This window comes from Roseimaritima sediminicola, from assembly GCF_009618275.1.
In the GTDB taxonomy this organism is placed as follows: Bacteria; Planctomycetota; Planctomycetia; order Pirellulales; family Pirellulaceae; genus Roseimaritima; species Roseimaritima sediminicola.
This window is the reverse complement of sequence record NZ_WIAD01000009.1, coordinates 53,169-79,089: the sequence shown is the minus strand read 5'-3', so window position 1 is coordinate 79,089 and position 25,921 is coordinate 53,169. Positions and strand designations below refer to the sequence as shown.

The 25,921-nt window shown below is 63.1% G+C and carries 20 protein-coding genes and 1 pseudogene; 8 read left to right on the top strand and 13 right to left on the bottom strand.

Annotated elements, in window-relative coordinates; all coding sequences use genetic code 11:
- Positions 1-102 precede the first annotated feature (102 nt).
- From GE027_RS07285 to GE027_RS07275, 3 genes are all read right to left on the bottom strand, one after another.
- Positions 103-1,275, bottom strand: coding sequence for an iron-containing alcohol dehydrogenase (locus GE027_RS07285; RefSeq protein WP_153556530.1), 1,173 nt, complete (start codon positions 1,273-1,275; stop codon positions 103-105).
- A gap of 601 nt (positions 1,276-1,876) precedes the next feature.
- Positions 1,877-2,635, bottom strand: coding sequence for a TSUP family transporter (locus tag GE027_RS07280; RefSeq protein WP_153556529.1), 759 nt, complete (start codon positions 2,633-2,635; stop codon positions 1,877-1,879).
- Positions 2,636-2,696: 61 nt separating this feature from the next.
- A complete protein-coding gene (locus GE027_RS07275) occupies positions 2,697-3,824 on the bottom strand; it encodes a glycosyltransferase (protein ID WP_153556528.1) in 1,128 nt (375 codons plus the stop codon).
- 71 nt (positions 3,825-3,895) lie between these two features.
- On the opposite strand from GE027_RS07275, the gene queA reads away from it, so the two are divergent.
- The 4 genes from queA to GE027_RS07255 all read left to right on the top strand — a co-directional run bounded on the left by queA (position 3,896) and on the right by GE027_RS07255 (position 8,193).
- Positions 3,896-4,981 carry a tRNA preQ1(34) S-adenosylmethionine ribosyltransferase-isomerase QueA gene (queA, locus tag GE027_RS07270; RefSeq protein ID WP_153556527.1) on the top strand — a complete coding sequence of 362 codons (1,086 nt, stop codon included), beginning with the start codon at positions 3,896-3,898 and terminating at the stop codon, positions 4,979-4,981.
- Positions 4,982-5,631: 650 nt separating this feature from the next.
- Entirely contained in the window at positions 5,632-6,240 is a 609-nt protein-coding gene (locus tag GE027_RS07265; protein ID WP_153556526.1) for a phosphoesterase, read from the top strand.
- Between the two features lie 8 nt (positions 6,241-6,248).
- Positions 6,249-7,424, top strand: a complete 1,176-nt coding sequence (locus GE027_RS07260) for a cysteine desulfurase family protein (RefSeq protein WP_153556525.1) — start codon at positions 6,249-6,251, stop codon at positions 7,422-7,424.
- Between the two features lie 43 nt (positions 7,425-7,467).
- A complete protein-coding gene (locus GE027_RS07255) occupies positions 7,468-8,193 on the top strand; it encodes a pyridoxine 5'-phosphate synthase (RefSeq protein ID WP_153556524.1) in 726 nt (241 codons plus the stop codon).
- Between the two features lie 129 nt (positions 8,194-8,322).
- Here GE027_RS07255 and GE027_RS07250 read toward each other — a convergent pair whose 3' ends face one another.
- The 3 genes from GE027_RS07250 to GE027_RS07240 all read right to left on the bottom strand — a co-directional run bounded on the left by GE027_RS07250 (position 8,323) and on the right by GE027_RS07240 (position 10,500).
- Positions 8,323-9,009, bottom strand: a complete 687-nt coding sequence (locus GE027_RS07250) for a hypothetical protein (RefSeq protein ID WP_153556523.1) — start codon at positions 9,007-9,009, stop codon at positions 8,323-8,325.
- A gap of 271 nt (positions 9,010-9,280) precedes the next feature.
- Positions 9,281-9,823, bottom strand: a complete 543-nt coding sequence (locus GE027_RS07245; RefSeq protein ID WP_153556522.1) for a hypothetical protein — start codon at positions 9,821-9,823, stop codon at positions 9,281-9,283.
- 5 nt (positions 9,824-9,828) lie between these two features.
- Entirely contained in the window at positions 9,829-10,500 is a 672-nt protein-coding gene (locus tag GE027_RS07240; RefSeq protein WP_153556521.1) for an RNA polymerase sigma factor, read from the bottom strand.
- 101 nt (positions 10,501-10,601) lie between these two features.
- Here GE027_RS07240 and GE027_RS07235 point away from each other — a divergent pair, with 101 nt between their 5' ends.
- Positions 10,602-12,833, top strand: a complete 2,232-nt coding sequence (locus tag GE027_RS07235; protein WP_153556520.1) for a serine/threonine-protein kinase — start codon at positions 10,602-10,604, stop codon at positions 12,831-12,833.
- A 133-nt stretch (positions 12,834-12,966) separates the two neighbouring features.
- On the opposite strand, the gene argJ is transcribed toward GE027_RS07235, so the two are convergent.
- Together argJ and GE027_RS07225 are read right to left on the bottom strand one after the other, a co-directional pair.
- Positions 12,967-14,193 (bottom strand): bifunctional glutamate N-acetyltransferase/amino-acid acetyltransferase ArgJ, encoded by a 1,227-nt coding sequence (gene argJ / locus GE027_RS07230; RefSeq protein ID WP_153556519.1) that lies wholly within the window; start codon positions 14,191-14,193, stop codon positions 12,967-12,969.
- Between the two features lie 12 nt (positions 14,194-14,205).
- A complete protein-coding gene (locus GE027_RS07225; protein WP_153556518.1) occupies positions 14,206-15,489 on the bottom strand; it encodes a 6-phosphofructokinase in 1,284 nt (427 codons plus the stop codon).
- Positions 15,490-15,774: 285 nt separating this feature from the next.
- On the opposite strand from GE027_RS07225, the gene GE027_RS07220 reads away from it, so the two are divergent.
- The 3 genes from GE027_RS07220 (at position 15,775) to GE027_RS07210 (ending at position 19,154) form a co-directional block, all read left to right on the top strand.
- Entirely contained in the window at positions 15,775-17,316 is a 1,542-nt protein-coding gene (locus GE027_RS07220; protein WP_153556517.1) for a serine hydrolase domain-containing protein, read from the top strand.
- A gap of 274 nt (positions 17,317-17,590) precedes the next feature.
- Complete coding sequence (locus tag GE027_RS07215; protein ID WP_153556516.1) at positions 17,591-18,487, top strand: pirin family protein; 897 nt, start codon at positions 17,591-17,593, stop codon at positions 18,485-18,487.
- Between the two features lie 58 nt (positions 18,488-18,545).
- Positions 18,546-19,154, top strand: coding sequence for a YceI family protein (locus tag GE027_RS07210; protein ID WP_153556515.1), 609 nt, complete (start codon positions 18,546-18,548; stop codon positions 19,152-19,154).
- Between the two features lies 1 nt (position 19,155).
- On the opposite strand, the gene GE027_RS07205 is transcribed toward GE027_RS07210, so the two are convergent.
- The 5 genes and pseudogenes from GE027_RS07205 to GE027_RS23025 form a co-directional block, all read right to left on the bottom strand.
- Positions 19,156-19,824, bottom strand: a complete 669-nt coding sequence (locus tag GE027_RS07205; protein WP_153556514.1) for a hydrolase — start codon at positions 19,822-19,824, stop codon at positions 19,156-19,158.
- 140 nt (positions 19,825-19,964) lie between these two features.
- Positions 19,965-22,937 carry a M56 family metallopeptidase gene (locus GE027_RS07200; RefSeq protein ID WP_162006612.1) on the bottom strand — a complete coding sequence of 991 codons (2,973 nt, stop codon included), beginning with the start codon at positions 22,935-22,937 and terminating at the stop codon, positions 19,965-19,967.
- Between the two features lie 2 nt (positions 22,938-22,939).
- On the bottom strand, positions 22,940-23,320 hold the full coding sequence (locus tag GE027_RS07195; RefSeq protein ID WP_153556512.1) for a BlaI/MecI/CopY family transcriptional regulator: 381 nt from the start codon (positions 23,318-23,320) through the stop codon (positions 22,940-22,942).
- Positions 23,321-23,762: 442 nt separating this feature from the next.
- On the bottom strand, positions 23,763-24,956 hold the full coding sequence (locus GE027_RS23030; RefSeq protein WP_202617350.1) for a DUF6786 family protein: 1,194 nt from the start codon (positions 24,954-24,956) through the stop codon (positions 23,763-23,765).
- Positions 24,930-25,904: pseudogene (locus tag GE027_RS23025) on the bottom strand (family 43 glycosylhydrolase); the annotation flags it as partial. The pseudogene GE027_RS23025 and the gene GE027_RS23030, both read right to left, overlap by 27 nt.
- Positions 25,905-25,921: the final 17 nt, after the last annotated feature.

The following is a 25,921-nucleotide window of genomic DNA, read 5'->3' as shown; positions in this document are numbered from 1 at the left end:
CAGACTTTGCCCAAGGAAACCTAGCACGCAGGTGGGGGAATGTTGCGAAAAGGCAACGCAGAGGGTTGCGAAAAAGCAACCGATCGACGGCGACGGTGCGCGTTAGGAGGGCTGTCGCGGTTGCGCCACGTCGCTCAGGGCCGCGCGGTACAGTTCGGCGATGTTGCCTTCATCCAGCACAATCGGATTAAACGTTCCGGTCCACTGCCCGGCCGCATCGGCCGACAGTTGGTCGATCGCATCGGCCGTCACGGCCAGCTTTGCCAGCGAGTCCTCCAGTCCGGCCAAAGAGAGAAAATGCGTCAGCAGCTTCGCCAACCGGTCGGGAGCTTCTTCGGCCGGCACGCTGGGGTCGTGGTCGGACATCAGCTGGGCGTACCACTGGGCGTGCCGCGAGCCATTAAAACGCACGACGTGGGGCAACATTACGCCCACGGCTTGACCGTGCGTGATGTCGAACCGAGCGGTCAGGGGATTGGCGACCGCGTGCGCGGCTCCGAGCATCGAGGTCTCGATGGCCAGCCCGGCCAAGCAGGCGCCCAGTTGCATCTGAGAACGGGCTTCGAGATCGTCGGGGTTGTCGAGGACTTTGGGGAATCCCTCCGACAGCAACGTGAACGCTCGGCGGCTGAACGTCAGCGACATGGGGTTGCGCGGCTTGGTGACGTAGGTTTCGACCGCGTGCGAAAGCGCGTCGATACCGGTCAGGGCGGTCACCTTGGGCGGCTGAGTCAGCGTCAGGACGGGATCCAACAGCGCCACACTGCAGGCGGCTCGCGGATCCCCGCAAGCCATCTTGACCTGCGTCTCGGCATCGCTGATCAGAGCAAATGATTGGGCTTCGCTGCCGGTGCCCGCGGTGGTGGGCACGGCGATCATCGGCAGCATGTCCGCGGTGGCTTTTCCCACTCCGCGGTAATCGTGCATCGAGCCGCCGCAGCTGTAGACGAAATTGATTCCTTTGCAGCAGTCCATGCTGCTGCCCCCGCCCAGGCCGACCAGCAGATCGGGCTGGACGCGGCGAGCGACCGCGACGCCGGCCTGGACCATGTCGGTCGTGGGGTTCTCGCCGAAATCATGAAACGCATGGACCTCCACCCCAGCCGCCTCCAGAGCTCGCCGCCCCGCGTCAAAATGTCCCGCCGAAACGACGCCCTCGTCCGACACCATCAGCACACGCCGCGCATCGTGCTGGCGGGCGAGTTGCCCCAGTCGCTCGACAACGCCTTCACCGAACACGATCCGCGGACGTAACTGAAAGTCAAAAGGCTGCATCGGCGTCGAGCGAAGGGTTTTGGGAGGGCGGGGGGCAGGAGAGGGGCGCAAGCGCGGGCCCCTAACAGCGTAGGCAAGGCCCGCCGAGAAAAACAAGTCCGCGTCGGCGGATACAGTCCCATAGGCTTCCAGCCTGTGAAACCAGTGGCATAGGCTTCCAGCCTGTGAAACCAGTGGCATAGGCTTCTAGCCTGTGAAACCAGTGGCATAGGCTTCCAGCCTGTGAAACCAGTGGCATAGGCTTCCAGCCTGTGAAACCAGTGGCATAGGCTTCTAGCCTGTGAAACCAGTGGCATAGGCTTCTAGCCTGTGAAGAATTATACCCCAGTTCAACTCTTGCCCCCATTCGACAGAACCCCGCGGCCGGCCGACCTGTCGAATCAATCGACGGGCGGTAAGCACGTCGCAACATTTCATTCGGCTTTACTCTCCCTCTGGGAGAGTCGGGCTCTTAGGCCCGGAGAGAGTTTTCGTAGGGCCCTCCCCGGGCCTAAGAGCCCGACCCTCCCGCTGCGCGGGAGGGTGTTGTCGCGGGGTTTCACCGAAAGATTCATGCCGACGTGCTTAACACCGCCGGCGGGGCCCATGCCGTCCTTCGGGCTCAGGGCCGCAGGACGGGGCCGAGCATTCCCGCCAAACCGATAAGCAATAGCAGGGCCAAAGTCAGCACGCGCAACCTCTGGCGGCCCAGCCAGGTTCCCAAATGCAGCCCCGCCCAGGTGACCGCCAGCAACCACGGAATCAACAACAGCGTCGAAACGCCGGCCGCAACGATGCGATCTCCAAACAACAGGTACAGGATTCCCATCGCCGGCAGGATGCTGACCAGGTACATCGAAAACAGAAAGGCTCGCGTCTTCCGCGTGTCCCAGTCGTGGGCCTGGATCCACAAGACCATCATCGGCCCGCCCATGCCCACCAAGCCCTGCAAGAAACCCGACGAGGAGAACGCCAGCCAGGCCCAGCCGATCGACAGCGACTCGCGAGGCTGCGGACGCATCAAGATGATCACCAGCGTGACCAGAAAAACCACCGCCCCGACGACTTGATTGATGGTCGCTTGCGGCAGCGCCTCCATCCGGATCAACAGGTACGCTCCCACCGGCAGGGCTGCCAGACGCAGCGACGCCGGAAACACGAGATCGCGCACCGCCACGTGCTGGCGAAACGCCCATACGCCGCTCAGGTTCTGCGGGATCGTGGCCACCAACAGCGCGATTTGGGCTTCCGGAATGCCGTACCCGGTCCAGATCAATAAGGGGATCGTGATCAATCCAGCGGCGAACCCCGCCGAGGCTTGGATGAAGATGCCCAGCGTCAAGATCAACAACAGCGACGGTAAGGATTCCCAGGGAAGCATGCGACCAGATTAGGCGTTTTCCACAGTCCTGGGGATGGGGCGTGCTCGCACTCCCCCGGCGTTACTTCGCCGCTTCGTCTCGAGCCTGTTCGAGCACGTTTTCATACAACTGTTCGTAGCGATCGACCATCGCCTCGATCGTATAGTGCTCGGCCGCCCGCCGCTGATTGGCCTCGCCCAGTCGCCGGGCTTCGCCCGGATGAGCCAGCAACCAGGCGACGTTCTTGGCCAGCGCCTCGGCGTCGCCCGGCGGGGTCACCTGGCGGGTTTTGTTTTCACCCAGCAGTTCCGCCACGCCTTCGACTTCGCTGCACGCCACCGCGGTTCCCGCCGCCATGGCTTCGAGCACGACGTTGGGCATGCCTTCGTAGCGGCTGCTCAGGATCAGCATTTCGGCGGCCGCCAACAGCGGTGCCACGTCGGCTTGCCAGGGCAGAACCCGTCCTCGGCCACCGGGCAACCGCTCGCACTGCTGGACGCACCAGCGGCGGCGGGGGCCGTCGCCCACCATCACAAGAAACGCTTCGGGGTCGCTTTGCAGAAACCGCTGGGCGGCCGCAAACAATCGCTTCAGCCCTTTCTGCGGCTCCATCCGGCCGACGAACAGCACGACGCGAGCCGAGGCGGGGAGATCAAAAATCTGCCAGTCGATCCGCTGGGCACCGGCGAAACGCTCGACGTCCACGGCGTTGGGAATCACGTGCAGCGAGGCGGCGGGCACCCGCAGGTGTTGCTGGGCAAACGCAGCCACCGACTGGCTGACGCAGGTCACGCACTGCATCCGCCGAACCATGGCCCGTTCGATCCTGAGCCGCCACGGATGCTGCTGGGCCACCCGCACGCCGCCGACGATGGGACTCACCCCGGCGGCCAATGCCGCGGCCGTTCCCAGCACATTGGCGTGGAACAGGAACGTCTGCACCAGGTCCGGTGGATCTTCGCGAAGCAAGCGGCGGATCCGCGTCCAGGCCAACGGCGCCATGTAGGTGCTGGCCGTCTGAGCCGAAAACAGAGGCACCGCGGCGATCCGCAGCCGCTGCACCAACCCATCGCGGGGCGGCGGCGGCAGAGGCCCGAACACCAGGACCCGCACGTCGTGACCGCGACCGTGCAGCCCGATGGCCACTTCGGTCAGACAACGTTCGGCACCACCCATCGGCAGTTCGGTGATGATCAGGTCGATTCGCATCGGAGAGCGGCAAAAGTGAGAAGCGGGGGCCCGGTCGCCAAAACGCCGCGTCTAACGTATCGTTTGTGGTGATGAATGAGCAAGATAACCAGTCGATCGACGCCAATCAGCGGATCTCGGCCTACGACTACGAACTGCCTCGCGAACGCATCGCGCAGGACCCGGCCGCGGTGCGCACCGACGCCCGCTTGTTGGTCCTCAGCCGCCAGGACGGTTCGATCCAACACCGCTACATCCGCGACCTGCCGGAACTGCTCGGGGCCGACGACACGCTGATCCTGAACAACAGCCGCGTCGTGCCCGCCCGGCTGATGGGCTACCGCACCCGCACCGGCGGACGCTGGCAAGGGCTGTTCCTACGCAGCGACGATGCCGTGGGCGTTTGGGAAGTGCTGAGCAAGACCCGGGGACGGCTGCAGGAAGGCGAAACGCTGACGCTGCAGGACCGCCACGCCCGCGACGGCATCGAGCTGAAGGTCGTGGCCCGCACCGAGAACGGCAACCTGTTGGTCCAGCCCCTGGCCGAAGGCACCGCAAACGAACTGCTCGGCCGCTACGGCTGGGTGCCCCTGCCGCCGTACATTCGCGAAGGCCGAATGGTCGATGCGGACCTGCAGTCCTACCAGACCGTCTACGCCCAGCACGATGGCTCGGTCGCCGCCCCCACGGCCGGCCTGCACTTTACCGAGCCGCTGCTGAAACAGCTGGGCGAAAAAGGCGTCCGCACCGCCGAAGTCACCCTGCACGTCGGCATCGGCACGTTTCGGCCCATCGCGGTCGAAAACCTGCAGGAGCACCGAATGCATACCGAGTGGGGACAGGTCGAAGCGGCCGCGGCCGCAGCCATCAACGAGACGCCCCGCCGCGGCGGTCGCCGGGTCGCCGTGGGGACCACGTCGGTCCGGACGGTCGAATCCGCCGCCGGCGACGACGGCTCGCTGGCCCCCTGGACCGGAATGTGCGACCTGTTCATCCGCCCGGGATACCGCTTCAAAGCCATCGATGGCCTGCTGACGAATTTTCACCTGCCCCGCAGCTCGCTGCTGGTCCTGGTCAGCGCCTTTGCCGGACGCGAACGAGTGCTCAATGCGTACCGCGAAGCCGTCGAGAACGAGTACCGGTTCTACAGCTACGGCGACGCGATGCTGATCTTGTAAAGAACCAGTGGCAAGATCTGAGATCTGAGATCTGAGATTTGAGATTTGAGATTTGAGATTTGAGATTTGAGATTTGAGATTTGAGATTTGAAATTTGAGATTTGAAATTTGAGGTTTGAGGTTTGAGGTTTGAGGTTTGAGGTTTGAGGTTTTCTCTAACGGAATCTATGTACGATAAGAAAAAAATTTCTCCCCTCTCCCCCGAAGCCTGGCGAGCCTAAGCGAGCCAGGCTTCGGGGGAGAGGGGTCGGGGGTGAGGGGGAATGCAGAGCAGCAGCACCATGGCCGTATCTCGATGCGGCGCACGGCCCTGGGGATCGTACGTTATGAGTCATTCCGTTGCACCTGAGCCCCCTCACCCCCGGCCCCTCTCCCGCCACGGCTTCACTCGCTGACGCTCGCGGCGCCGCGGGGGAGAGGGGAGAAAACACTGCATTTGACCGCCCCGCGTTGTACATAGAATCCGCCGGAATCAGCAGATTTCAGATCTCAGATTCGCCCCCCACCAACCACCAACCACCAACCAACAACCAACAACCAACAACCAACAACCAACAACCAACAACCAACAACCAACAACCAACAACCAACAACCAACAACCAACAACCAACAACCAACAACCAACAACCAACAACCAACAACCAACCCCATGCCGCGTACCGAAGAGCACATCCTGGTCATTCCCGCTGCGACCATCGAGCGGCTGGGGGCCTTCGAAGGTTTCCAGAGCGATGTCCAGCGTTACCTGCCGGCGATCCTGGCTAGCGACGAACTGTCGTTTCGGCCGCGCAGCCAAATGGAACAGGATCCTTCCTTCAAACAGCTGATCCCTTACGTGGTGTTGCAGTACGAAGACCGGCAGCGCGGCACACAGGTCTTCGCCTACACGCGTGGCAGCGGCCAAGGCGAATCGCGGCTGCACGCCCGGCGGAGCATCGGCATCGGTGGGCATATCAGCGAAGAAGACGCTGCCGGCGGTAGCGATCCCTACCGCACGGGAATGCACCGCGAGCTGGCGGAGGAGGTGCGCCTGGATTCGGCCTTCGAGGAGAGCTGTGTGGGGTTGATCTACGATCCCTCCAACGAAGTGGGCACCGTGCACCTGGGCATCGTGCACCGCTTGATTCTCGAAACGCCGGCCGTGGTCGCCAACGAAGAGGACATTTGCGATACTGGCTTTGTCGGCGTGGAACAATTGCGAGGCCAGCGCGAACGCCTGGAGACCTGGTCCCAACTGTGTCTGGACCATCTGTTTTAAGAGCTGGGATGACCGAACGCATTTATCTGGACCATCATTCCACCACCCCCTGTGACGCTCGCGTTGCCGCCACGATGCAGAGGATGTTGGTCGAGCAATTCGGCAATGCCAGCAGCGGCCACGTGTATGGCCAGGAGGCCGCCGAAGCGGTCAAGACGGCCGCGGAACAGTTGGCCGGCGGCCTGGGGGCCACCGCCCCGGAATTCGTCTTCACCAGCGGCGCCACCGAGAGCAACTGCTTGGCCTTGTTTGGCGTCTGCCTGCATCCCCGCCAACGCCGACGCAAGATCGTCACGGCGGCGACCGAACATCCGGCCGTGCTGGACCCTCTGGCTCGCCTGGCCCGCGAAGGGTTTACCGTCGTCCGCGTGCCACCCTATCCGCAGGGACATCCCCAAGCCGGCCAGGTGGACCAGGCGCGATTGTTGGCCGAGATCGACGACCAGACGGCCTTGGTTTCGATCATGTGGGCCAACAACGAAATCGGTACGATTCAGCCGCTGGAGGCGATCGCCCAGCGGTGCGAGCACAGCGGGGCACTGCTGCACTGCGATGCCACACAGGCGGTCGGCCGCGTTCCCGTCCGGCTGGATCAGGTGAAGGTGGATCTTCTGAGCGGGTCGGCGCACAAATTCTACGGCCCCATGGGCGTCGGTTTTTTATACGTCCGGCATACCGGGAAACGGATTCGCTTGCGACCGTTGGTCGAAGGCGGCGGACAACAACAGGGTCTGCGCAGCGGTACCTTGAACGTGCCCGGGATCGTCGCCATGGGCCACGCCCTCCAGATCTGTTTGGCCAGCTTGGAAACGGATGCGAAACGCATCGCCGCCCTGCGGGACCGTTTGTGCAGCGCGCTGCGAGATGCCATACCCGACGTGCGGCTGAACGGTTCGGCGCTAGATGCCGGACGCTTGCCGGGCAATTTAAATGTGCGGTTTCCGTTGGTCGAAGGCGAAGCGTTGATGGCGGCGACGCCCAGCGTGGCCTGTTCCAGCGGTTCGGCCTGCAGTAGTGTGAAACCGGAACCGAGCCACGTGCTGTTGGCCCTTGGTTGCAGTGAAGCGGAGGCGCGCTCGAGCCTGCGTTTTGGCGTCGGACGCACCACGACCGAAGCGCAAATCGATGCCGCGGCGGAGCGGCTGGCCGCCTCCTGGCAGCGGCTCCGCAGCATGATGTCCTAAGCTTCTCTCCCCCCTCCCATAACCGTAAGACGAGAACACCAAGATGATCGAGTTAGGCGTCAATATTGATCATGTGGCTACCGTGCGGCAGGCCCGCCGGACGTACGAGCCGGATCCGGTCGTTGCTGCGGCACTGGCCGAACAGGGCGGCGCCGACGGGATCACGTTCCACCTTCGCGAGGATCGCCGGCACATCCAGGACCGCGACGTCGAGGTATTGATCAAGACGGTTACGGTAAAAACCAATCTGGAATTGGCTTGCGATGAAGCCACGATCGATATCGCTTGCCGGCACCGTCCGACCTGGGCCTTGCTCGTACCGGAAGGCCGTCAGGAAGTGACCACCGAGGGCGGCCTGGACGTGACCGGTGGCCGCGACCGCGTCGAGCGGTCGGTCAAGCGGCTGAAAGACGCTGGCATTCTGGTCAGCCTGTTTCTCGATCCCGAAGCGCCCCAGATCGAGGCTGCCGCGGAACTGGGCGTCGACGCGGTGGAACTGCACACCGGTCCCTACGCCAACACTACGGGGCCCGAGCGGGATGCCCAGCTGCAGCGGTTGGCCGCCGCCGGCCAGCAGATCCGCACCGCCGGTATGCGGCTGCACGCCGGTCACGGCCTGAACTACGTCAACGTGCGCCCGGTGGCCGCGCTGCCGGAGATGGTGGAACTGAACATCGGTCACGCCATCGTGTCGCGAGCCGTGATGGTGGGGATGCGCGAAGCGGTCGCGGAGATGCGCCGCATCCTGGACCTGATCCGAGCGGTATAAAAAAAGAGCGGAGCAATCGATCGATTGCTCCGCCCAAATGACCAAAGATTGGATCGAGGCGGCGAGAAGGTCCAAAGTCCGGCGACTTCAGCTACGGCCAGACTCTGAGTCTCGAAGGTTGACGACTCCCTAGGGATTGGTCGGCAGCCCGTCGGGGCCCGGAGCAAAACGGCCTTCCCATTCGACGCTCTCGAGGAACTCCAACGCGTTGATATAGCTGTTCAAGTCCAACGTCTGGCGACCGGCTTCCAGGACTTCCTTCATGGCAGCGACCTCGCGGCGGATCATTTCAAAGTTGCGGCTGCCCCAACCGGAATTGTCCACCGAACGATCGCTCAACAGGCCTTCGACCCGCTTGCGGTGCTCGGCGAACACGGCCGAGTCCAACGGATAGGGCCACCGGATGGCGCCGGATTCGGGGTTGTACTGATCGCCGGTCAGGCGAGCCGGGCTGCGAGCGGCGGCCAGTTTTTCGTAGCCTTCCATATCCAGCGGCTTGCGGCGATACCGTTCCTGATGGTCACTCCACAGGTCACGGCGCGCGTAGTAGGCCTCGGCACGGTGCACCGTGTTCTCGATCGCCCGGCGATACGCTTCTTGGTAATTCATCGCGGCGATGGAATGGTAGTAGTTGCCTTTACCGGCCGCTTCGACGAACGCCGCCGCCCCCCGCAGCATGCCTTCTTCGGCCGTGCTGGCGTGATGCAGCCAAGAAAATCCGTTGTCGGGGTACGCGATCGCCGGAGCATAGCCTTCGCTGCCGCTCGCCGGCGGGGCTCCCTCTTGGGCCCAGACCGACACGGCTGTACAAGCCATGACCAACCACGTTGCTGCTATTCTGTTCATCTTATACTCCCCGACGAGACTGTCATTGCTGCGGAAAAATACGCGGACCATTATCTTAGAAGCAACTCGCATGCCATCGGTTCCCGGCGAGCCGAAACAAGCGTGAAAACGCTGGTAAGCGCGTCTTGCGGTGGCCCCGCAGCGTCACCGGCAATGGACACTGTGTGTCAGAATGAGACAGTTTTGCTCAAAACGCGAGCCTCGGTCGCGGCGGAGGCCGAGGCCGAGGCCGAGGCCGAATCTATTTCGCCAGGCACGCGGCGAACAAGCACTGCCACTCGACCCACTGTACCCGGCGACACGCGGCGGTATCGATAGAGCCGCCAGCGCCGCGCGTGGCAGCTTGGCAGGCATCGACAAAGGCCATGGGATCGAGCCCGCCGCTGCGCTGTAGCTCCGCCGGCAGATCCGGGGCGTGATGGACGACCTGCCGGTACATCGGATGGTCACCGGCGCGGCGGAACCAGTACTTGGCGTTGCCGAAATCGCCTTCGCGGCGGTGCATCATGCCATGCCAGAGGCTGCCTTCGGCGCTATCAAGGTCCTGGCTGATCGTGTGCGAGCGGTCCAGGTCGCCGGCCAGTAGCCACAGGCCCGACTTGCACAGGGCGATGGCGTCGTCGGTGACCGTATCGGTCAATCCCAACGTCGGGAATTCGGTCAGGTAGGCGGCCAACCGAGGATTGGCGCCGCCGTCGTCCAGCGGCGGCAGGTCGGCGGTGGTGATGGCTTGGTGCAGGTCGCGCGGCAGGGTGTCCAGGGCGTCGATATCGAGTGCAGGCATGAAAGTCACAAGTTGCGAGGTCGAACGTCGCTGAGCTGTTGCTCCAGTTTCTTCAGGCTGCGCGACAACAGCACGCGGACCGAGACGTCGGTCTTCCCTAGTCTTTCGGCAATCTGCTTGGTCGGCAAGCCGTCGACGAAACGCATCCGCACGACTTGACGCTGCTCTTCGGGCATCGCGTCGATGGCTTCTCGCATCCGAGCCATGCGGATGTCGTTGCTCAGCGCCGCACTGGGGCTGGTCATGCTGGCGGCCAACAGGGCTTCCAGTCCGGCGTTCTTGCTGGCGTCGCCGGCGAAGGCGCCTTGCAAGGAGCGTTCCTTGCCGGCGTCGCGGCGTTGGGCTTGGAAATAGAAGCGGTGCGCGTCGACGACGCGGCGGCGGGCCAATTCCTGGATCCAGCCAAAGGGATCGCCTTCCTGCAGCCGAGCCGAGGGCAGGGCCGCGATGGCCGCCGCACAAACCTCCTGCACCAAGTCGTCCAGATCGATTCGCGTCAGCAAGTGATCGCCGGTGATGGTTCGCAAGAAACCGCACAGCCGCCGCCGGTTGATCTCCAGGTACCGCCCCAGAGCGTCGACATCGCCAGCACGAATCTGCTGATGCAGGTCGGCGTCCTGTTCGTCGCCGGGTTCGGGGCCGCCGGGTTTGGGGCCGCCGGGTTTGGAATCGTTCATCGCTTGCCTTTGTCAGGGAACCGCTCCTCTCTATCCTAGCGTGTCGCCGGGGCGGTTTGCTCTACAATACCGGCATCTCCGGCTCCACGCATTGCCCAATCATGAACGATCTCGACCGATCCATCGATCCGCAGACGCAGACGCGTACCGATTCCTTGGATCTGGAGATGTGGCTCGAGGCGTTTGCGGAGATCGCGCCGCTGAAGGAGCCGCGTGGATTGCTGGAGTATCTGCCCGAGGGCGACCCGGCCAAGCGTCGGCTGGTGTTGGTGGAACTGATCAAGCTGGACATGTCCGAACATGCCGCCACGGGACCGGTTCCGCGAATCGAACAGTACTTGCAGGCGATGCCGGAGGTGCTGGCCGCCGAGATGGTGCCCTTGGATTTGGTCTTGGAAGAGTTCCAGCTGCGCCGCGAAACCGGCGAGACGCCGCACCGCAGCGAGTACAGCGAACGTTTTCCGCAACTCAACGACGCCCTCGAGCGGCTGCCGCTGCAGGAGGAGACGCTGGCGCCGCTGGACCGTAACGCCGCGAGTCCCGAGCTACAGCCCGGCGAACAGATCGACGATTTCACCGTGCTGCGAGCCCTGGGCAGCGGAGCCTTTGCCCAGGTTTACCTCGCTCGCCAGGAGTCGATGCAGCGGCTGGTGGCGCTGAAGGTCTCGCAGCGCAGCGGCGATGAACCGCGTGCCCTGGCCCAGTTGCAGCATCCCAACATCGTCCGCGTGTACGACCAACGACGTGTTCTCGAGCCGCAGGCTCATCTGCTGTACATGCAATACGTCGCCGGCGGCACGTTGGCCGATGTGCTGAAGGGGGCGGCCAAGCGTTTGCCCGAACACCGCGACGGTTCGCTGATCACCGTCTCGGTCGAAGAGAATCTGCTCCGCGCCGCCCAGACCTCGCCCGAAGCTTCCCAGGTGCGAGCTTGGCTGAGCACGGCCAGCTGGCCCAGCACGGTCGCCTGGGTCGGTATCCAACTGGCTCGAGCTTTGGATTACGCCGATCGCCATAGGATCCTGCACCGCGACGTTAAACCCGCCAACGTACTGATGTCGGCCGAGGGGATTCCGAAGCTGGCCGATTTCAATGTCAGCGCCACGGGGCTCTCGGGACGCGCCGGTGCGGCGGCGTTCTTCGGTGGCTCGCTGGGATACATGTCGCCCGAACAACTGCAGGCGGCCGACGCAGCCGACCCGCTGCAGGCCTCGGACCTGGACCGCCGCAGTGACATCTACTCCTTGGGCGTGTTGTTGTGGGAGATGTGGCAGACGCATCGTCCCTGGACCAGCGAGCAGACGCCGTCGTCATGGTCCGAGGCGATCGGTGCCCAGCGGGCCTTGCGCGACCGAGCGCCGGACGAATGCGAAATCGGCGGCGACCCGGCCTCGCGCGTCCTGCACCGCGTGCTGCTGCAAACCCTGCAAGTGGACCGCGACCGGCGGCCCCACGATGGCGGCGAGCTGGCCGGTCGGCTGCGGCTGGCCCTGTTCCCGGCGGCTGCCCAGCGATTCGATCCGCCACCGTGGAGCCTGCCGGGCGTGCTCCGCCGGTTGCCGCCGTGGTTGGTCGCCAGCGTCGTGATCCTGGTGCCGAACATCCTGGCCGGCGTCTTTAATTACTTCTACAACAACTGGGTGATCGTCAGCAAATATCCGGAGATGCAGGACTACTTCGAAAACCTCGCCACCGGCGTCAACGCCGTGGCGTTTCCCGCAGCGGTGGTGATGCTGGTGTGGTTCATGCGGCCGTTGGTGCGAGGCCTGCGCAAAGCGCGTTCCGCTAAAGCGGTCGACGAGAGCGAACTGCATGCGACCTGGACGTTTGGATTTCAAGCCGCCACGATCGGAGCAGCCTGCTGGGCGGTCGCCGGACTGGTCTATCCGATCGCTTTGAAATCGGCCTACCCCCAGTTCACCACCGACGACTGCATTCACTTTTTTATCTCGTTGGTGATGTGCGGATTGGTCGCATGGGTGTACCCGTTCTTCGGGCTGACGACGATTGCCGTGATGGTGTACTACCCCGAACAGATGCAACCCACGATGAAGGACGAGCGGTACGAATGCCGAGCGGCCCGGATCGATCGTCGCTGTTCGCGATTCCTGATCGCCGCCGCCGGGATCCCCCTGCTGGGCGCCACCCTGGTGCTCAGCGGCAACCAAAAGAACGAAACCTGGATTACCCTCGTCGCGGTGATCGCCACCGCACTGGGACTGGCCGCCGCGTTTTCGGCCTACCAGTCGATCCGCACAGCCCTGGATGAACTGGGCACGGTGCTCTCGCCAGAGCGGCCCTCGCCGGTGCCGATGCCGGAAGAGGAACTGTAGCTGATGTTGGTTGATGGTTGATGGTTGATGGTTGATGGTTGATGGCGAGTAGTCAACTAACAACTAACAACTAACAACTAACAACTAACAACTAACAACTAACAACTAACAACTAACAACTAACAACTAACAACTACGTCGTGTACAGCGAATTAAATTCGACGTACTCGGTGGTCAAGTCGCTGGCCCAGAACGTCGCTTCTCCAGCTCCGGAGCCGACGACCAAGCGCATCGGGACCACGGCCGCGGCTTTCATGGCGGCGCTCAGCGCGGCAGCGTCGAAGGCCACCGGTTGGCCGTCGCGAAAGACGGTCGTATCGATGATTTCCAGACACGTTTTGGCAACATCGATCTTGGGGCCGGCATAGCCGGCGGCCGATACCACGCGTCCCCAGTTCGGATCGCCGCCGGTTACGGCCGTTTTGACCAGCGGGCTGGCGGCCACGGCGCGGGCGATTTTGGCCGCGTCCTGGTCGCTGCCGGCTCCGGCGACGGTCAACTGCAGCACGTGCTGGGCCCCCTCGCCGTCGGCCGGCAGCTGCTGGGCCAGCTCGATGCACAGTTCCGTCAGGGCGGCCGAGAAGGTCTCGAGGGCGGCGCCCTCGAGCGGCGTCTGGCCGGCTCGGGCCAACAGCAACAGCGTATCGTTGGTGCTGGTATGACCGTCGACGCTGACGCGATTAAAGCTGACGTCGGCGGCCGCTCGCAACAGCTGCTGGGCCACGTCGGGGCGCAGCGGCGCGTCGGTCAGGACGGTGGCCAACATCGTGGCCATGTTCGGCGAGATCATCCCGGCGCCTTTGGCCATCGCGGCAATCCGATACGTCCGGCCCTCGACGACGACTTCCCTTGCCGCAACTTTACGCGACTTGTCGGTCGTCAGGATGGCGTCGGCCGAACGGGCGAACGCTTCGGGCGACCGCTGCAACTGGCCTCCTGCCGCGGCGATGCCCTGCTGGACCTTTTCCATCGGCAGATGCTGGCCGATCACCCCGGTGCTCATCACCAACACCGTTTCGGGCTCGGCGCCAATCTGTTCGGCTGCCCACTGGGCCATCTGCCGGGCATCTCGCTCGCCCTGCTGGCCGGTGCAGGCGTTGGCGTTGCCACTGTTGACCACCACGGCGCGAATCTGGTCCGACGGTGTGCGCCGGCGGCACCACACGACCGGCGCTGCGACGACTTGATTGGTCGTATACACCCCGGCGGCCACCACCGGCTGGTCGCTGACGATCAACGACAGATCCGCCCGGCCGCTGGCCTTCAGGCCACAGGCCACACCGGCGTAGCGGTACCCGTCGGGCAGCGGTAGGGAATCGGCCGTCGCAGCGTCCCGCGATGGGTTGGGCAGATCGGACATCGCAGTCAAGCCTCAGCTATCGACACAGGTTTCCAGGAACCGAGCCAAGCGGTGGAAGTCGCTCTTGGGATTGATAAAGCGGACGTTGGTGACCAGGGTTTCGGGGTCGACCAAGTCGGTAAAGGGCACGAACTTCAGATCGAACTGACGCTCGACCGAAACCATCACACCGTTCAGCTTTTCTTCGACCAAAGCGCGATAAGCCCCGACACCCAGCTGGGCGCCCAGGATCACGTCGAAGGCCATCGGGGCGGCACAGCGGGCTTCGTAGCCCAGCTGCAGGCCGTTGATCTTGCGCGAGCGACCGGTGCGTTCGGCGTAGCGTTTGGCCACCAGCTCCGACATCATCGAACCCAGGTGCAAGGACGAGATATTGATGTGCCCGTGATCGTCGCGATCGATGCCTTCGAGGTGCGAGGACGGCAGGAACTCGGCCAGTCCTTCGGCGATCACGATCGTGCCGTACTCGCGGCCTTCGCGCTCGCGAGCCAGCATCATGTCGACCATCCGATCGATCACGCGATCGATGGCCATGACTTTGCGTTTCTCGCCGCTTTCGGAATTGATGATTTCTTCGTCGGCCAACGCCCCGGAGATATCTTCGACGCTGAGCACCATGCTGGCTTCGCCGGCGATCGCCGCCCCGTAGGCCAACCATCCGGCGCTGCGGCCCATCGCTTCGCAGATAAAGTAGGAACGTCCCGCCGCGGCATCGAAATTCAAGTTGCGAATTTCCTCGGCCAGCGTTTCCACGGCAGTGAAGTAGCCGAAGGTGAAATCGATACCGGTGTAATCGTTGTCGATGGTTTTGGGCAGATGCACGATCGGGAAACGCCGGGCGCCTTCGGGCAGGCGGTCCTGGAACATCTTTAGCTTGTTGGCGGTCTTCAGCGTGTCGTCGCCACCGATCGAAATCAACGCGTCGACCTCCAGCGAGCAGAGGCCTTCGTAGACGCGGCGCAGCGGCGCGACCAGTTCGGCGTCTTCGAGGTGCTCCGGAGCGCTGACGTGTTTGCCGGGGTTGGTCCGCGCGGTGCCGATCATGATGCCCCGGCTGGTCCGCGCGTGGGTCAGCGTCTCGTGGCTGAAGCGGATGTAGTCGCTGCCTTCCTGCAGGGGCCCGGCGGCGGTGTATTCGGCCAGCCGGCTGTAACCGTGTTTGATCCCGTATACCTGGGCACCCTCTTCCAGAAACGAGAACGCAGCGGTGGAGATTACCGCATTAGCTCCGGGGGCTGGGCCTCCGGCAAAGAGGATTGCGACGCGTCGGATATCGAGGTTGTGTTTGTCTGCCATGGGACTTTTTTACCAGTGTTTTGTTGCTCTAATCAGACACTCCGCCCCTGCAGGCGAACCGTTCGAGGGCTCGATTTTACGGGCGAGCGAAGAATAATCCTAGCCGGTGTCCGGACCGATAAGGCGGGCTGCACCAGACGCCGCTGCCGGCGAGTACACTGGGCGATGTCCCACCCTAGGATTCGTTGCCGCACCGGTCGTGACCGCGCGGTTTCTCCCACCTTACGTTCCCTCCCCCCGAGGCTACCTACGATGCGCGTTTACGGTTCCTCTCGACCGCTTGCCGTGGTCCCTGTGCTTCTTGTTCTGGCCCTCGGCGGCTCGACGTTCCCGTTGGCGACCGGACAGGCCCTGGCACAGCAACAGCAACAGCAACAACAGCAGGCCCCGGCGGCGGAACAGGCCCCGGCGGCGGAGCAGCAGGCCCCGGCGGCGGATCAGGCCTCGGCGGCGGAGCGGGCGGCGGCGACTGATCCAGCGACGCAGCAAAGCCGGGAGTTCCGGGCGGCGATGGCCGCACACCATATCGCCTCCGGCCTGTGGGTCGTGGGCCGCTCCACGCCGCGAACCGCCCATGAGGTAGTCGCTCAGGATATCGCGCCGTTTGTGTACTTCGGCTGGGAACCGGAGTTTCGCTACGCGGTCGACGAGGACCGCAAGACGGTCACCGTCACCGCGCCGGGCGCGCCGGCACGCACGGCGCGATACACCGGCGACCAGGGCACTTCGATCCTGCCCCGCGGCCAGCAGGACGTGTTCTTCACGCCCGTTCCCGTACCGCGCAACCTGCCCGCCGCCGACACCGTCGACTGGCCGATGGGCGACCGAATGGCTACGGAACCGTTCCCCCAGGACGTGGACCGCGGGGCCGTCGAAGCGGCGCTCGACTGGGCGATGCAGCAAACCGAACAGAATACGCGAGCCTTCGTCGTGGCCTACCGCGGCAAGATTCTAGGCGAACGCTACGCGCCGGGCTGGAACAAAGACACGCCCCAGATCAGTTGGTCCCAGGGCAAAAGCATCACGGCCGCCCTGATCGGCGTGTTGATCCAACAAGGGCATCTCCAGCGACAGCAGGCGGCACCGATTGCCCAGTGGCAGGCCGCCGACGATCCTCGCCGCAAGATCCGCATCGAGGATCTGCTGCAGATGAGCAGCGGCCTGGACTTCACCAATCTCGGCATCTCCGGCCCCTCGGCCTTTACCACCAAAAACGAACATTTTCGGGTCTACTTCGATTCGCTGGACGTTTTTGAACACGCCGTGAACCAGCCGCCCGCCGTCCCGCCCGGCACCCGCTGCAGCTACCTGAACAGTGATCCCCTGACGCTGGGAAAGATCATTCGCGACACGGTCGAAGCTCGAGGCGAAGACTACCTGACCTTTCCCCAGCGAGCTCTGTTCGATCGTATCGGCTGTCGCAATTACGTACTGGAGACCGACGCCTGGGGGAACTTTATTCTCTCCGGTTACGACTACGGTTCGGCTCGGGATTGGATTCGGTTCGGCCTGCTGCACCTGCAAGACGGAGTCTGGCAGGGCGAGCGGATTCTGCCCGCAGGTTGGGTGGATTTCATCACCACGCCCGCCCCGGCGGAACCCACTGAAAACTACGGCGGGTTGTTCTGGCTCAACCGCGACGGCCGGATGGACCGTGTACCGGCAGACGCCTACTGGTCCGCCGGTTTTATGGGGCAGGTCACATTGGTCATCCCTTCCTATGATCTGGTGGTCGTCCGCATGGGCCCCAGCCCCGGCAACGTCTATCCCTACCTGAACGAAACCATCAGCCGCATCCTCGAGGCCCTGCCGGAATCGCGCCGGTAACCGGCGCCGCCACGCGATCCCTCGCTGCGGCGGCAGCGTTTGCGGCCAAGCGGTTTCGAGGGGAGCGCATCCTGATCGAGACTGCAGACCGCGGCGGCGTGGGTCTTGACCATTTACCTGTTGCAACATATAATGCCGGTGTCGACTCGGTCCTGATCTTGGCGGCGGCTGGCCGTTTTCATTTGGGCGATTATCTGTTGCAACGGATTATCGCCCGGCCAGCGACCGTCGCGTCGGCAACCAGAACGCTGTGCTCCCAAAGTAGGAAACGAAGATGAGAAGCCCCATACGTATCACCACCGCCAGAGCGCACCTCGAAGGCGCCGGAGTCCACTTGCATCGTGGCTTCGGTTTTGGTGAGACCACGCCGTTTGATCCGTTCCTGTTGTTCGATGACTTTCGCAACGACGACCCCAGCCGCTACCGCAACGGCTTTCCCTGGCATCCCCATCGCGGGATCGAAACGATCACCTACGTGCTGGCCGGCACGGTCGAGCACGCCGACAGCCTCGGCAACAGCGGCACGCTGGGCGCCGGCGACCTGCAGTGGATGACCGCCGGCAGCGGCATCCTGCACCAGGAGATGCCCCAAGGGGACGCCGAAGGACGGATGCACGGTTTTCAGTTGTGGGCCAACCTACCGGCCAAACACAAAATGACTGCCCCCCGTTACCAGGACATCGGCGCCCAGGACATCCCGACGGTCGTCGACGATGATGGCACCAGCGTGCGGATTTTGAGCGGTGATTTCTGGGGCCGGCAAGGACCCGTCGAGGGCATCGCCGCCGACCCGCGGTACCTGGACATCAGCCTGCCGCCGAACACCGTTCGCACGATCCCGATCGAAACCACGCGTCATGCGTTTGCGTACGTGTTCGCCGGATCGGTAAGGTTTAAGGACGCTTCGAACCCGCGCGATGTGCGGGTCGAGGATCCGATGAACCACGGCCGGACGCTGGCTGAGTTCGCGGGTAATCGATCCATGGTGTTGTTCGACCAAGGCGACTCGATCCGCGTCGAGTCGGGCGAAGAGGGCGGGCGGTTTCTGTTGGCCTCGGGCGAGCCGTTGAAAGAACCCGTGGCCTGGCGAGGACCGATCGTGATGAACACGCAAGAGGAATTGCACCAAGCCTGGAAAGAGCTCGGCGACGGAACGTTCATTAAACCTTAAGCCCGCCGCGATCGCACTGCCGTTGTTTGTTTCCCCATCTCCTATCCAAAGGATCGTCATGAAAACGTCACTCGTTGCCCTTGCCGTCTTGTTGACCCTGTCCGCCGCCCAGCTGGTCTCGCAGGCTCAAACCGGTGGATCCCCGTCCGCGCAGGCGTCGGCGGCGCCGGGGCAGTATGCGATCGACAATGCTCACACCAGCGTGACCTTCAAGATCCAGCACTTGGGCATCGCCTGGGTGCATGGCCGGTTTAATGATGTGGCTGGCGAGTTTGCCGTGGATGAAGACGGCAAGATGACGGAGATCCAGATGACGATCCAGGTGGCCAGTATCGACACCAAGATCGACAAGCGTGACGAGCACCTCCGTTCGCCGGACTTCTTCGATGCCGAAAAGTATCCGGAGATGGTGTTTCGTAGCACGTCCATCGAGCCGACCAACAACGGCTTGCAGGTCACGGGCAAGGTGACGCTGCACGGCCAGACGCGCCCCCTGGCCTTCGAGCTGCGCGGCGGACGGGCCGCAGAGTATCCCGAAGGAACGCAGCGAACCGGTTACACGGCCGCGTTCACGCTCAAGCGAAGCGACTTCGGCATGAAAACCATGCTCGGCCCGGTGGGCGATCGAGTGCACGCCGAAGTCAGCTTCGAGGGCATCAAGCAGTAGCCTACTGGTACTTGTCGAGATTGGTTTCGGGATCCTTGCCGACGACGTTTTGGGCTTTTCCGAAACTCTCGATCAGGCACTTGTACTCGGGGCACACGTGCTCGGAAAGAATCGCGGCGAACTTCGAGCCTTCGGCGCGGTTCCAGGTCCGCATCAACTCGGACACCATGGCAAACGTATCGGTCGGAATCGCTCCAGCCTGGGCGACACGAGCGATCGTGGTGTCCGTGGCCATCTTGCTCCAGTTGCCCGAGGCGTCGACCACGCAGTAGACCTTGTAGCCCGCTTCGACGGCGCTGACGGCGGGAAAGGCCATGCAGACGCTGGTCAGCGTGCCCGCGATCACCAAGGTCTTGCGACCGGTTTTCTCGATCGCTTCGACAAAGGGTGGGTTGTCCCAGGCGTTGATCTGCCCGGTGCGAGGAACGTACTGGGCATGGGGTGCGTGCTCGTCGATCTCGGGGATCAGGGGACCGTTGGGTCCATCGGGCACCGACGCCGTGGTGATGACCGGGATGTCTAGCAGCGTGGCCGTTTTCGCCAACGCGATGACGTAATTACGCAGGTCCGGGATCGGCACGTCTCGCACCGTGTTGAACAATCCGCTCTGATGATCGATCAGCAGCATCACGGTGTCCGCAGGATCCAGCATTCCATTCGTCGCAGCCATGGTGTTCGTCCGTTTGGGGAATCAGCAGTCAGGAACCGGAAGGCAGGTCCGGCAGCGTACCGGCCCCGCCTTCGGTACTGCCTGACTTGTATGCTGGCCGCGGGTCAAAATCAACCATGTTGATCATGCTGGCGCGACGATCACAGCCGCAGGGCATGCGTTTCCAGATCGAAGTACATCTCGCTGGCTTCTAGTTCGAGCGGCTCGTCGTCGCCCTCGCGTTGGCGCTGGACGCGGACGTTGCCTTGCAAACGCAACCAGCCTTGATCGCCCTCATCGATCGTTGTGATCCGATCGGCTCGTAAGGTGGTCTCACCGATCGTGAGGGTAGCCGAACCCTGCAACTCCAGCCCTTCGCCGTAGCGGATACGTTGGGCTTCGCCGGCGGCATTGTCAGGGGCATAGAAAAGCCGGGCCGGGTTGCCGGACCATTCGAGGTTCACTTCGTCGTAGGTCATTTCGGTGCCCACCGCTCGCATGCCCTCCATCAAATCCATCTCGATTACCTGTTCGGCGTGGGCGCGAACGTGCAGCGACAATTGATCGGGATGCTCTTTCGCGGGAGCAAACGTCACCACGCCGCGAGCGGTAAACAGACGCCAATCGCTGACCGCGTCCAATGCGATGGCCACATTGGTTCCGGAGAGTTCCAGTTTGCTGTCGTGCAGTTCGTGTTTGAAGTTGCCAGTGACGTGAGTTGTATCGACGAATGCGGCAAGAAACTCACGGATCTCCTTCGTGGCGGCTTCGTCCATGGGGGGCCCATCGGCTTTCAGCAACATGGTGACACCAGCATTGTTTTTATGCGGGACGTCAGCGCTGGCGGGCGACTCCATCGGCTGGTAGTAGTCGGACGGCAGGAGTATCGCTGGCGGGACGATGGCATGGGCTTCTGTTTGCGTGGCAGCGGGTGGATTGGCGTCGGCGATCGGGGCCGGACGCGGGGGTTCGCCGGTTTGAATGCGTTCAGGCGTCAACAGGATCATCAGCAGCGATTCGGTGCTGTCCTGACTCGGCAGGGCAAAAGCTAACGTGGCCGTGTGTGAGGCCTGCAGGGACGTAGTAAAGGCGTCCCGTGTGCTTCGCGGTACTTGCAGCGTGACCGCCTCGCCGAGTCGCTGGAAGGTCAGGTTGCCGACGTCTTGCAGCATCTTGCGTTCGAACACAACGTCCCAGGTGATGTGGTCCCCGCGGTTGGTCGGGCGCACCTCCATGCGGATGCCTTCTTCCATAAGCGCCAGCGAAGGGCGGTCGACAGACGGCGTGTATGCTTGTTGTCGACTCTTGGACGCCTCGCGAACGCCGACTACGAACGGTCGTTGTGTCGTGTCGGTCAACCGGAATTGCTGGCCATTGAAAACGGTGACCTTGGGCGCCATTAACACATTCGTGCGGGCGTCCTGCTGGAACTCGTTCAGCAACCGCGCGGTCGCTTCGGTCGACAAGGTTGCGGTCAGCACCGGCAGGCCGGAATCGGTACGCGTCTTGGCATCCCAGTCCAGGACGATGCCTTCCAGCCTTGCGACAGGCAGCGAGACGAAACGGGTGGTGATAGCGATCTGGTGCTGGTAGCCGAACTCGGCGATGCGATCCAGTTCGTCTGTCAGCCACTGGTGGAAGCTTTCCGAAGCTTTGACGACCAGCTGATCGTCGCCCTGAAAGATGACGCTTTCTGGCTCGACCTCGGTTCGGTTCAACTGGCGTAGTCCAACGGTCAACATGCTCCGTGCCTTGGAATGGTCGACGTCTTGTTCAGCAACCAGCTTGGCGATTTGGTCGCGGACATCGTATTGTCGGACCAGCAGGGCCGGCGGTTCGGCGTCCTCGAGCGTCGGCGAAGAAAAGGCATCGGCCACGTCGCCAACCGGGGTCTGAGTGTTTTTCCGCTGCTTCTCCAACAACCGCCCGACCGTCGACCGCTGCTCTTGTGCTGCCAGCCAAGCTCCGCCCGGCAGGACGGCCAGGCCAACGCTCCACAGCACCAGACGCGACCACCAGGGCCGTGACACTCGTTCGGGCTTCATACGCATGATCTGCTCCATCCTCTGCTTGGTTAAGTGCATCGGTCGCACGCCCGGCAGCGCCGGAGCCACACGCAACGGATACTTTCGTTCCAGCACGCCTAGCAGCACCCGCGCGTATTCGGCGGGGGTACAGCCGAGGCTGGCGACGGTCTGTTGATCGCAGCAACGTTCGGTGGCCTGTTCAAATCGCCGTCCGGCCCAGCGGACAAGCGGATGAAACCACCACAGGCACACGGCCAGCGCGTGCACGATCGCTCCGTACAGATCGCCTCGGCGAACGTGCATCCACTCATGGGCCAACAGAATCCTCAGTTCGTGGGGCGTGCAGTCGCGTTCCAACACTCGCGGCAGCAACACCACCGGTCGCCAGAGGCCAACGACCGCGGGCCCGAGCATCTCATCCACGACGTACAGCTGGGCGCGTCGCCACCGCCGCATGGATCGCCGGCCGAGTTCCTCCCGCAAACGCTCGAAAACCTCGACCGTTTCGCCCTGAGGCTCCACGCGGGACGAGCGAGCCCGCCGCATGAACCTGAGCAGTCGCCCCGCCGCAATCACCAGTGCCAGGCAACTGCCACCCAGCCACAGGGCCACCACGAGGGCTTGCCAGTTGCAACCTGGGCTGTTGTTTTGATTCGCCGTGGCAGGTGCCGGCGCGACACGAGCTGAGGAGGATGACGACGCGGCGAAGGACGAATGCCAATCCGTACTGGGGGCAGACTTCGACGCGGCCGGCTGAGGCAGCGGTGCCGGGGCCGGCGGTTTGCTGGTTGAACCATCCTTTGCCGGAGACGCAGACACCGGCGGGCTGGCTGCAGCTGACACATCGTCGACGGAGGCCACCGCGTTTGAGCGTTGAGTCGTCGTCTGCAGCCAACAGAACGGTGCGTAGGGAACCGCGACGAGCGGTGGGATCAGGCATTTCAGCAGCACCAGCAACCACAAGCCATACGTCAGATACGGCCGACGATCGCCCAACCACATAGCCAACACCCACGCGATCGCAGCTAATAGCGACACTTGCCAAAGGTGCTGCGCTAGTAGGGAGAAGACACCGCTTTCGGAAAACGCCTCACTGAACCAGCTCATGGTCATTCCCCCTGTTCCATGCGATCGATCAATTCACGCAGCTCGTCGAGGTCCTCGGCTTGCAAACCTCGATCTTCGATCAGGTGTCGCACCAGCGGCATCGTATCCCCACCAAACAGCCGTTCGACCAGTTCATCGACGGTCTCGCGGATCACGGTCCGCGGTTTGGTTCGAGCCGAATAGATGCGAGCCCGCCCGTCACGGCGGCTGCTGGCATAGCCCTTTCGTTCCAGCCGCCGCAGGTACGTCTGCACGGTGGCAAAGTCGATTTCACGCTGCTCGGAAAGCGTCTCGTGGACCTGCCGCACGCCGGCCGGACCGATTTCCCACAGCACCCGAGCCACCTCCATCTCGCCCTTCGATAAAGCCGGTCGTTCGCCCATCTGATCTCCGCTTTCCCGCCACACCAGAAAGTTTGCAGTACAACTGTACTTGAAGTGTATGCCGTACGGTTGTACGCCGTCAAGAGTTTTTTGGAGGGGCGGAGCCGACGGCGCGAGCGGGCTGTCGATTTAGTCGACAGTGCGGATTTAATGGTGAGCGGCAAGGCACTAGCCGCCGGTTCGTGGCGCTGGGACCTACGGCTAGGCCTTGCGGCTCACCCAAAACAACAAGCCCCGAGCCGCGGGTCTCACACCGCCTGCTATCGACGCGACTCCGATGGTCGGATCGGGTCGGTATGGATACGGATACGAAAGCTCCGGTGCATGCCCCTGTGCCCCCTCACCCCCGGCCCCTCTCCCCCGAATCCTGACTCGCTTAGGCTCGCCAGGATTCGGGGGAGAGGGGAGAGACAATCTAATATTTAAAAGGCCGTTCTTATATTTAAAAGGCCGCTTTGATGGTCTGGAGATCCACGCCCAGCAGTTGTTTGGCGAGCGGCGCGAGTTGCTGTTCGGAGCCTTGGATATGGAAGGTCCGCTGGACGTGCTGCATCGCCTGGCCGGACTGCAGTGCGGCGGCCGGAGAAGATGTTTCCAGTTCGTAGAACGGGCCGAGCGGTGGTTGTCCGGGTTCGGGCGAGCCATCGTTGTAGGCGTTGATCACGTCGCCGCCGTAGGGTTCGTCCTGCACTTCCCACATGGAATTGACAAACCCATGCGGGGCGTCCTGGACGTTGTAGGTGACGATGTTCAAGACCTGTCCGGCCGCGTCGTAACTGCCGGCGATGCCTTGCGACCGCCGAGGCGAAATACCGATTTTGCCACGCCGCGTGCCGTCGCCGCGGAAGAAGAGTTTGTCGTCTGCGACCTGCAAGTATTCTGCCGGCACTTTGCCGAAGTAGGCGTCGTTGACTTTCGGCCCGAGAGCGGCTTCGTCGCCGGCTTTGAAGGGAATCACGACGGTGGTTTCGGGCGAGGGGTTGTACATGCCCAGGATCCAGATCGAAAGCAAGCCGGTGTCCGGCTTCCAGGCATCGGTGCCGGTATTGGTGATCCGGTTGTCCGTTTCATAAGCCACCAGATGCAGCTCCGGCGACAGTTCGACGTCCAACAGCTGCGAAACCTGCTGTTCGTCCAGCAGTTTTACCGTCCGCTGGATGCCTACGTCGAATTGCGTACCGCTATGATTCGTCAGGCGAGTCGCATGCTGGAAAGTTGCCGACGAATCGGTTTGCTCGACGACCTCATAGGTTTCGGTGTCGATGGCCGGGGGAGTGGTCCAGTCGGCAAATTCGAACTTCGTGCCGGGCTTGAAGAACAGCGCATACTGTCCGCCTTCGGGGCCCAGCCAGAATCGTTCTTCACCGCCGAAGATATAAATATGTTCTTCCAGCTTGCCCTGTCTTTCCGCGTCGGAGAGAAAGCCCTGCGCGATGACGGGACGGTTGATCCAGCCGAAGCTGGGGCCGCTCTGACGATCAAACGTGCTGGTCATCACCCGGCCCTGGTACTGGGGGGCTAGCGCAACGGCGGCATCGCCTTCTTGCAGCAGAACGATCGGGGTGTGTTGCTGCATGAAGGCGACGTCTTCGGCAAAGCCGCCGGCCTGGACGTCAAACCGCTGGATGAAGGGCAGGCCGCCGCGTCTGCCCTTGTTGCGACCGATCTCGACGCCCCACTCGGGGATTTCGCCCTTGCCGCTATCGGTGAACGCCTCGGGACGATAGGTCCCACCCGCCCACGGCCCATCGATCACTTTGTGTGTTTTGGAAAACTGCAGCCCATCTTCGGCGTAGAGAATCGAGTTGGTGATTGCCTTGGGGCCGGTGGTGCCGATCATCGCCGCGACGCCGGGGCCCTGGGGCCAGACCAGCACTTCGTGGTTGCCGGGGATGACGGGATTGGATGGGTGTTTGACATAGGGCCCCTGGGGCTGGTCGGCGACGGCCAATCCCATCTGCGTCTGCCCGGGGCCTTTGCCCAGTTGGCGGCCTTTGTAGTACAGCCAGAACTTTCCGTCGCGGACGATCAGGCAGGCATCGTCGACCAAGTGGCTGTCGAAATCCTCGCGGTTATCACTGTTGGTCAGCACCGGGTTGGAGTCCAACCGCGTCCAAGGACCATCGGGCGAATCGGCTACGGCGACGCCGATTTTAGAATCCGGATTGAAACCCTTGCCGAACTTGCGCGAGGTGCCGGTATAGAACAGCCAGTAGCGCCCCTCGGCGACGAGGATGTTGGGCGTGAACACGCTCGCCCCTTCCCAGCTGCCCGGTTCGCCTTTGCCCAGTGCCCGGCCTTGCTCGGCCCAGACATGCCCGTCCTTCGAGGTCGCGTACCAAACGGTTGCATCGTACCCCGGCGAGATCTTTCCTTTGGAGTACCAGACGTAGTACAGGTCACCGACTTTGATCACATCGCTGGGGTCGCGGCGCATTACGCCGGGTTCGGCACCGATGCCTTCGAGGGCGGAGTGCGTGACCGTGACGGTCGGAAACTCCGCATCGTCGGCGTGTACTGGGGACACCTCCGCGGCGGTGACGGCCGCGATCAAGGTGGTGGCTGCGAACAGGAGAGGTCTCATCATGCTGGGCTCCGGAG

Coding starts and splice junctions, on each gene's coding strand:
- GE027_RS07285 (WP_153556530.1), bottom strand. CDS start 1,275: ATGCAGCCTTTTGACTTTCAGTTACGTCCGCGGATCGTGTTCGGTGAA.
- GE027_RS07280 (WP_153556529.1), bottom strand. CDS start 2,635: ATGCTTCCCTGGGAATCCTTACCGTCGCTGTTGTTGATCTTGACGCTG.
- GE027_RS07275 (WP_153556528.1), bottom strand. CDS start 3,824: ATGCGAATCGACCTGATCATCACCGAACTGCCGATGGGTGGTGCCGAA.
- queA (WP_153556527.1), top strand. CDS start 3,896: ATGAATGAGCAAGATAACCAGTCGATCGACGCCAATCAGCGGATCTCG.
- GE027_RS07265 (WP_153556526.1), top strand. CDS start 5,632: ATGCCGCGTACCGAAGAGCACATCCTGGTCATTCCCGCTGCGACCATC.
- GE027_RS07260 (WP_153556525.1), top strand. CDS start 6,249: ATGACCGAACGCATTTATCTGGACCATCATTCCACCACCCCCTGTGAC.
- GE027_RS07255 (WP_153556524.1), top strand. CDS start 7,468: ATGATCGAGTTAGGCGTCAATATTGATCATGTGGCTACCGTGCGGCAG.
- GE027_RS07250 (WP_153556523.1), bottom strand. CDS start 9,009: ATGGCTTGTACAGCCGTGTCGGTCTGGGCCCAAGAGGGAGCCCCGCCG.
- GE027_RS07245 (WP_153556522.1), bottom strand. CDS start 9,823: ATGCCTGCACTCGATATCGACGCCCTGGACACCCTGCCGCGCGACCTG.
- GE027_RS07240 (WP_153556521.1), bottom strand. CDS start 10,500: ATGAACGATTCCAAACCCGGCGGCCCCAAACCCGGCGGCCCCGAACCC.
- GE027_RS07235 (WP_153556520.1), top strand. CDS start 10,602: ATGAACGATCTCGACCGATCCATCGATCCGCAGACGCAGACGCGTACC.
- argJ (WP_153556519.1), bottom strand. CDS start 14,193: ATGTCCGATCTGCCCAACCCATCGCGGGACGCTGCGACGGCCGATTCC.
- GE027_RS07225 (WP_153556518.1), bottom strand. CDS start 15,489: ATGGCAGACAAACACAACCTCGATATCCGACGCGTCGCAATCCTCTTT.
- GE027_RS07215 (WP_153556516.1), top strand. CDS start 17,591: ATGAGAAGCCCCATACGTATCACCACCGCCAGAGCGCACCTCGAAGGC.
- GE027_RS07210 (WP_153556515.1), top strand. CDS start 18,546: ATGAAAACGTCACTCGTTGCCCTTGCCGTCTTGTTGACCCTGTCCGCC.
- GE027_RS07205 (WP_153556514.1), bottom strand. CDS start 19,824: ATGGCTGCGACGAATGGAATGCTGGATCCTGCGGACACCGTGATGCTG.
- GE027_RS07200 (WP_162006612.1), bottom strand. CDS start 22,937: ATGAGCTGGTTCAGTGAGGCGTTTTCCGAAAGCGGTGTCTTCTCCCTA.
- GE027_RS07195 (WP_153556512.1), bottom strand. CDS start 23,320: ATGGGCGAACGACCGGCTTTATCGAAGGGCGAGATGGAGGTGGCTCGG.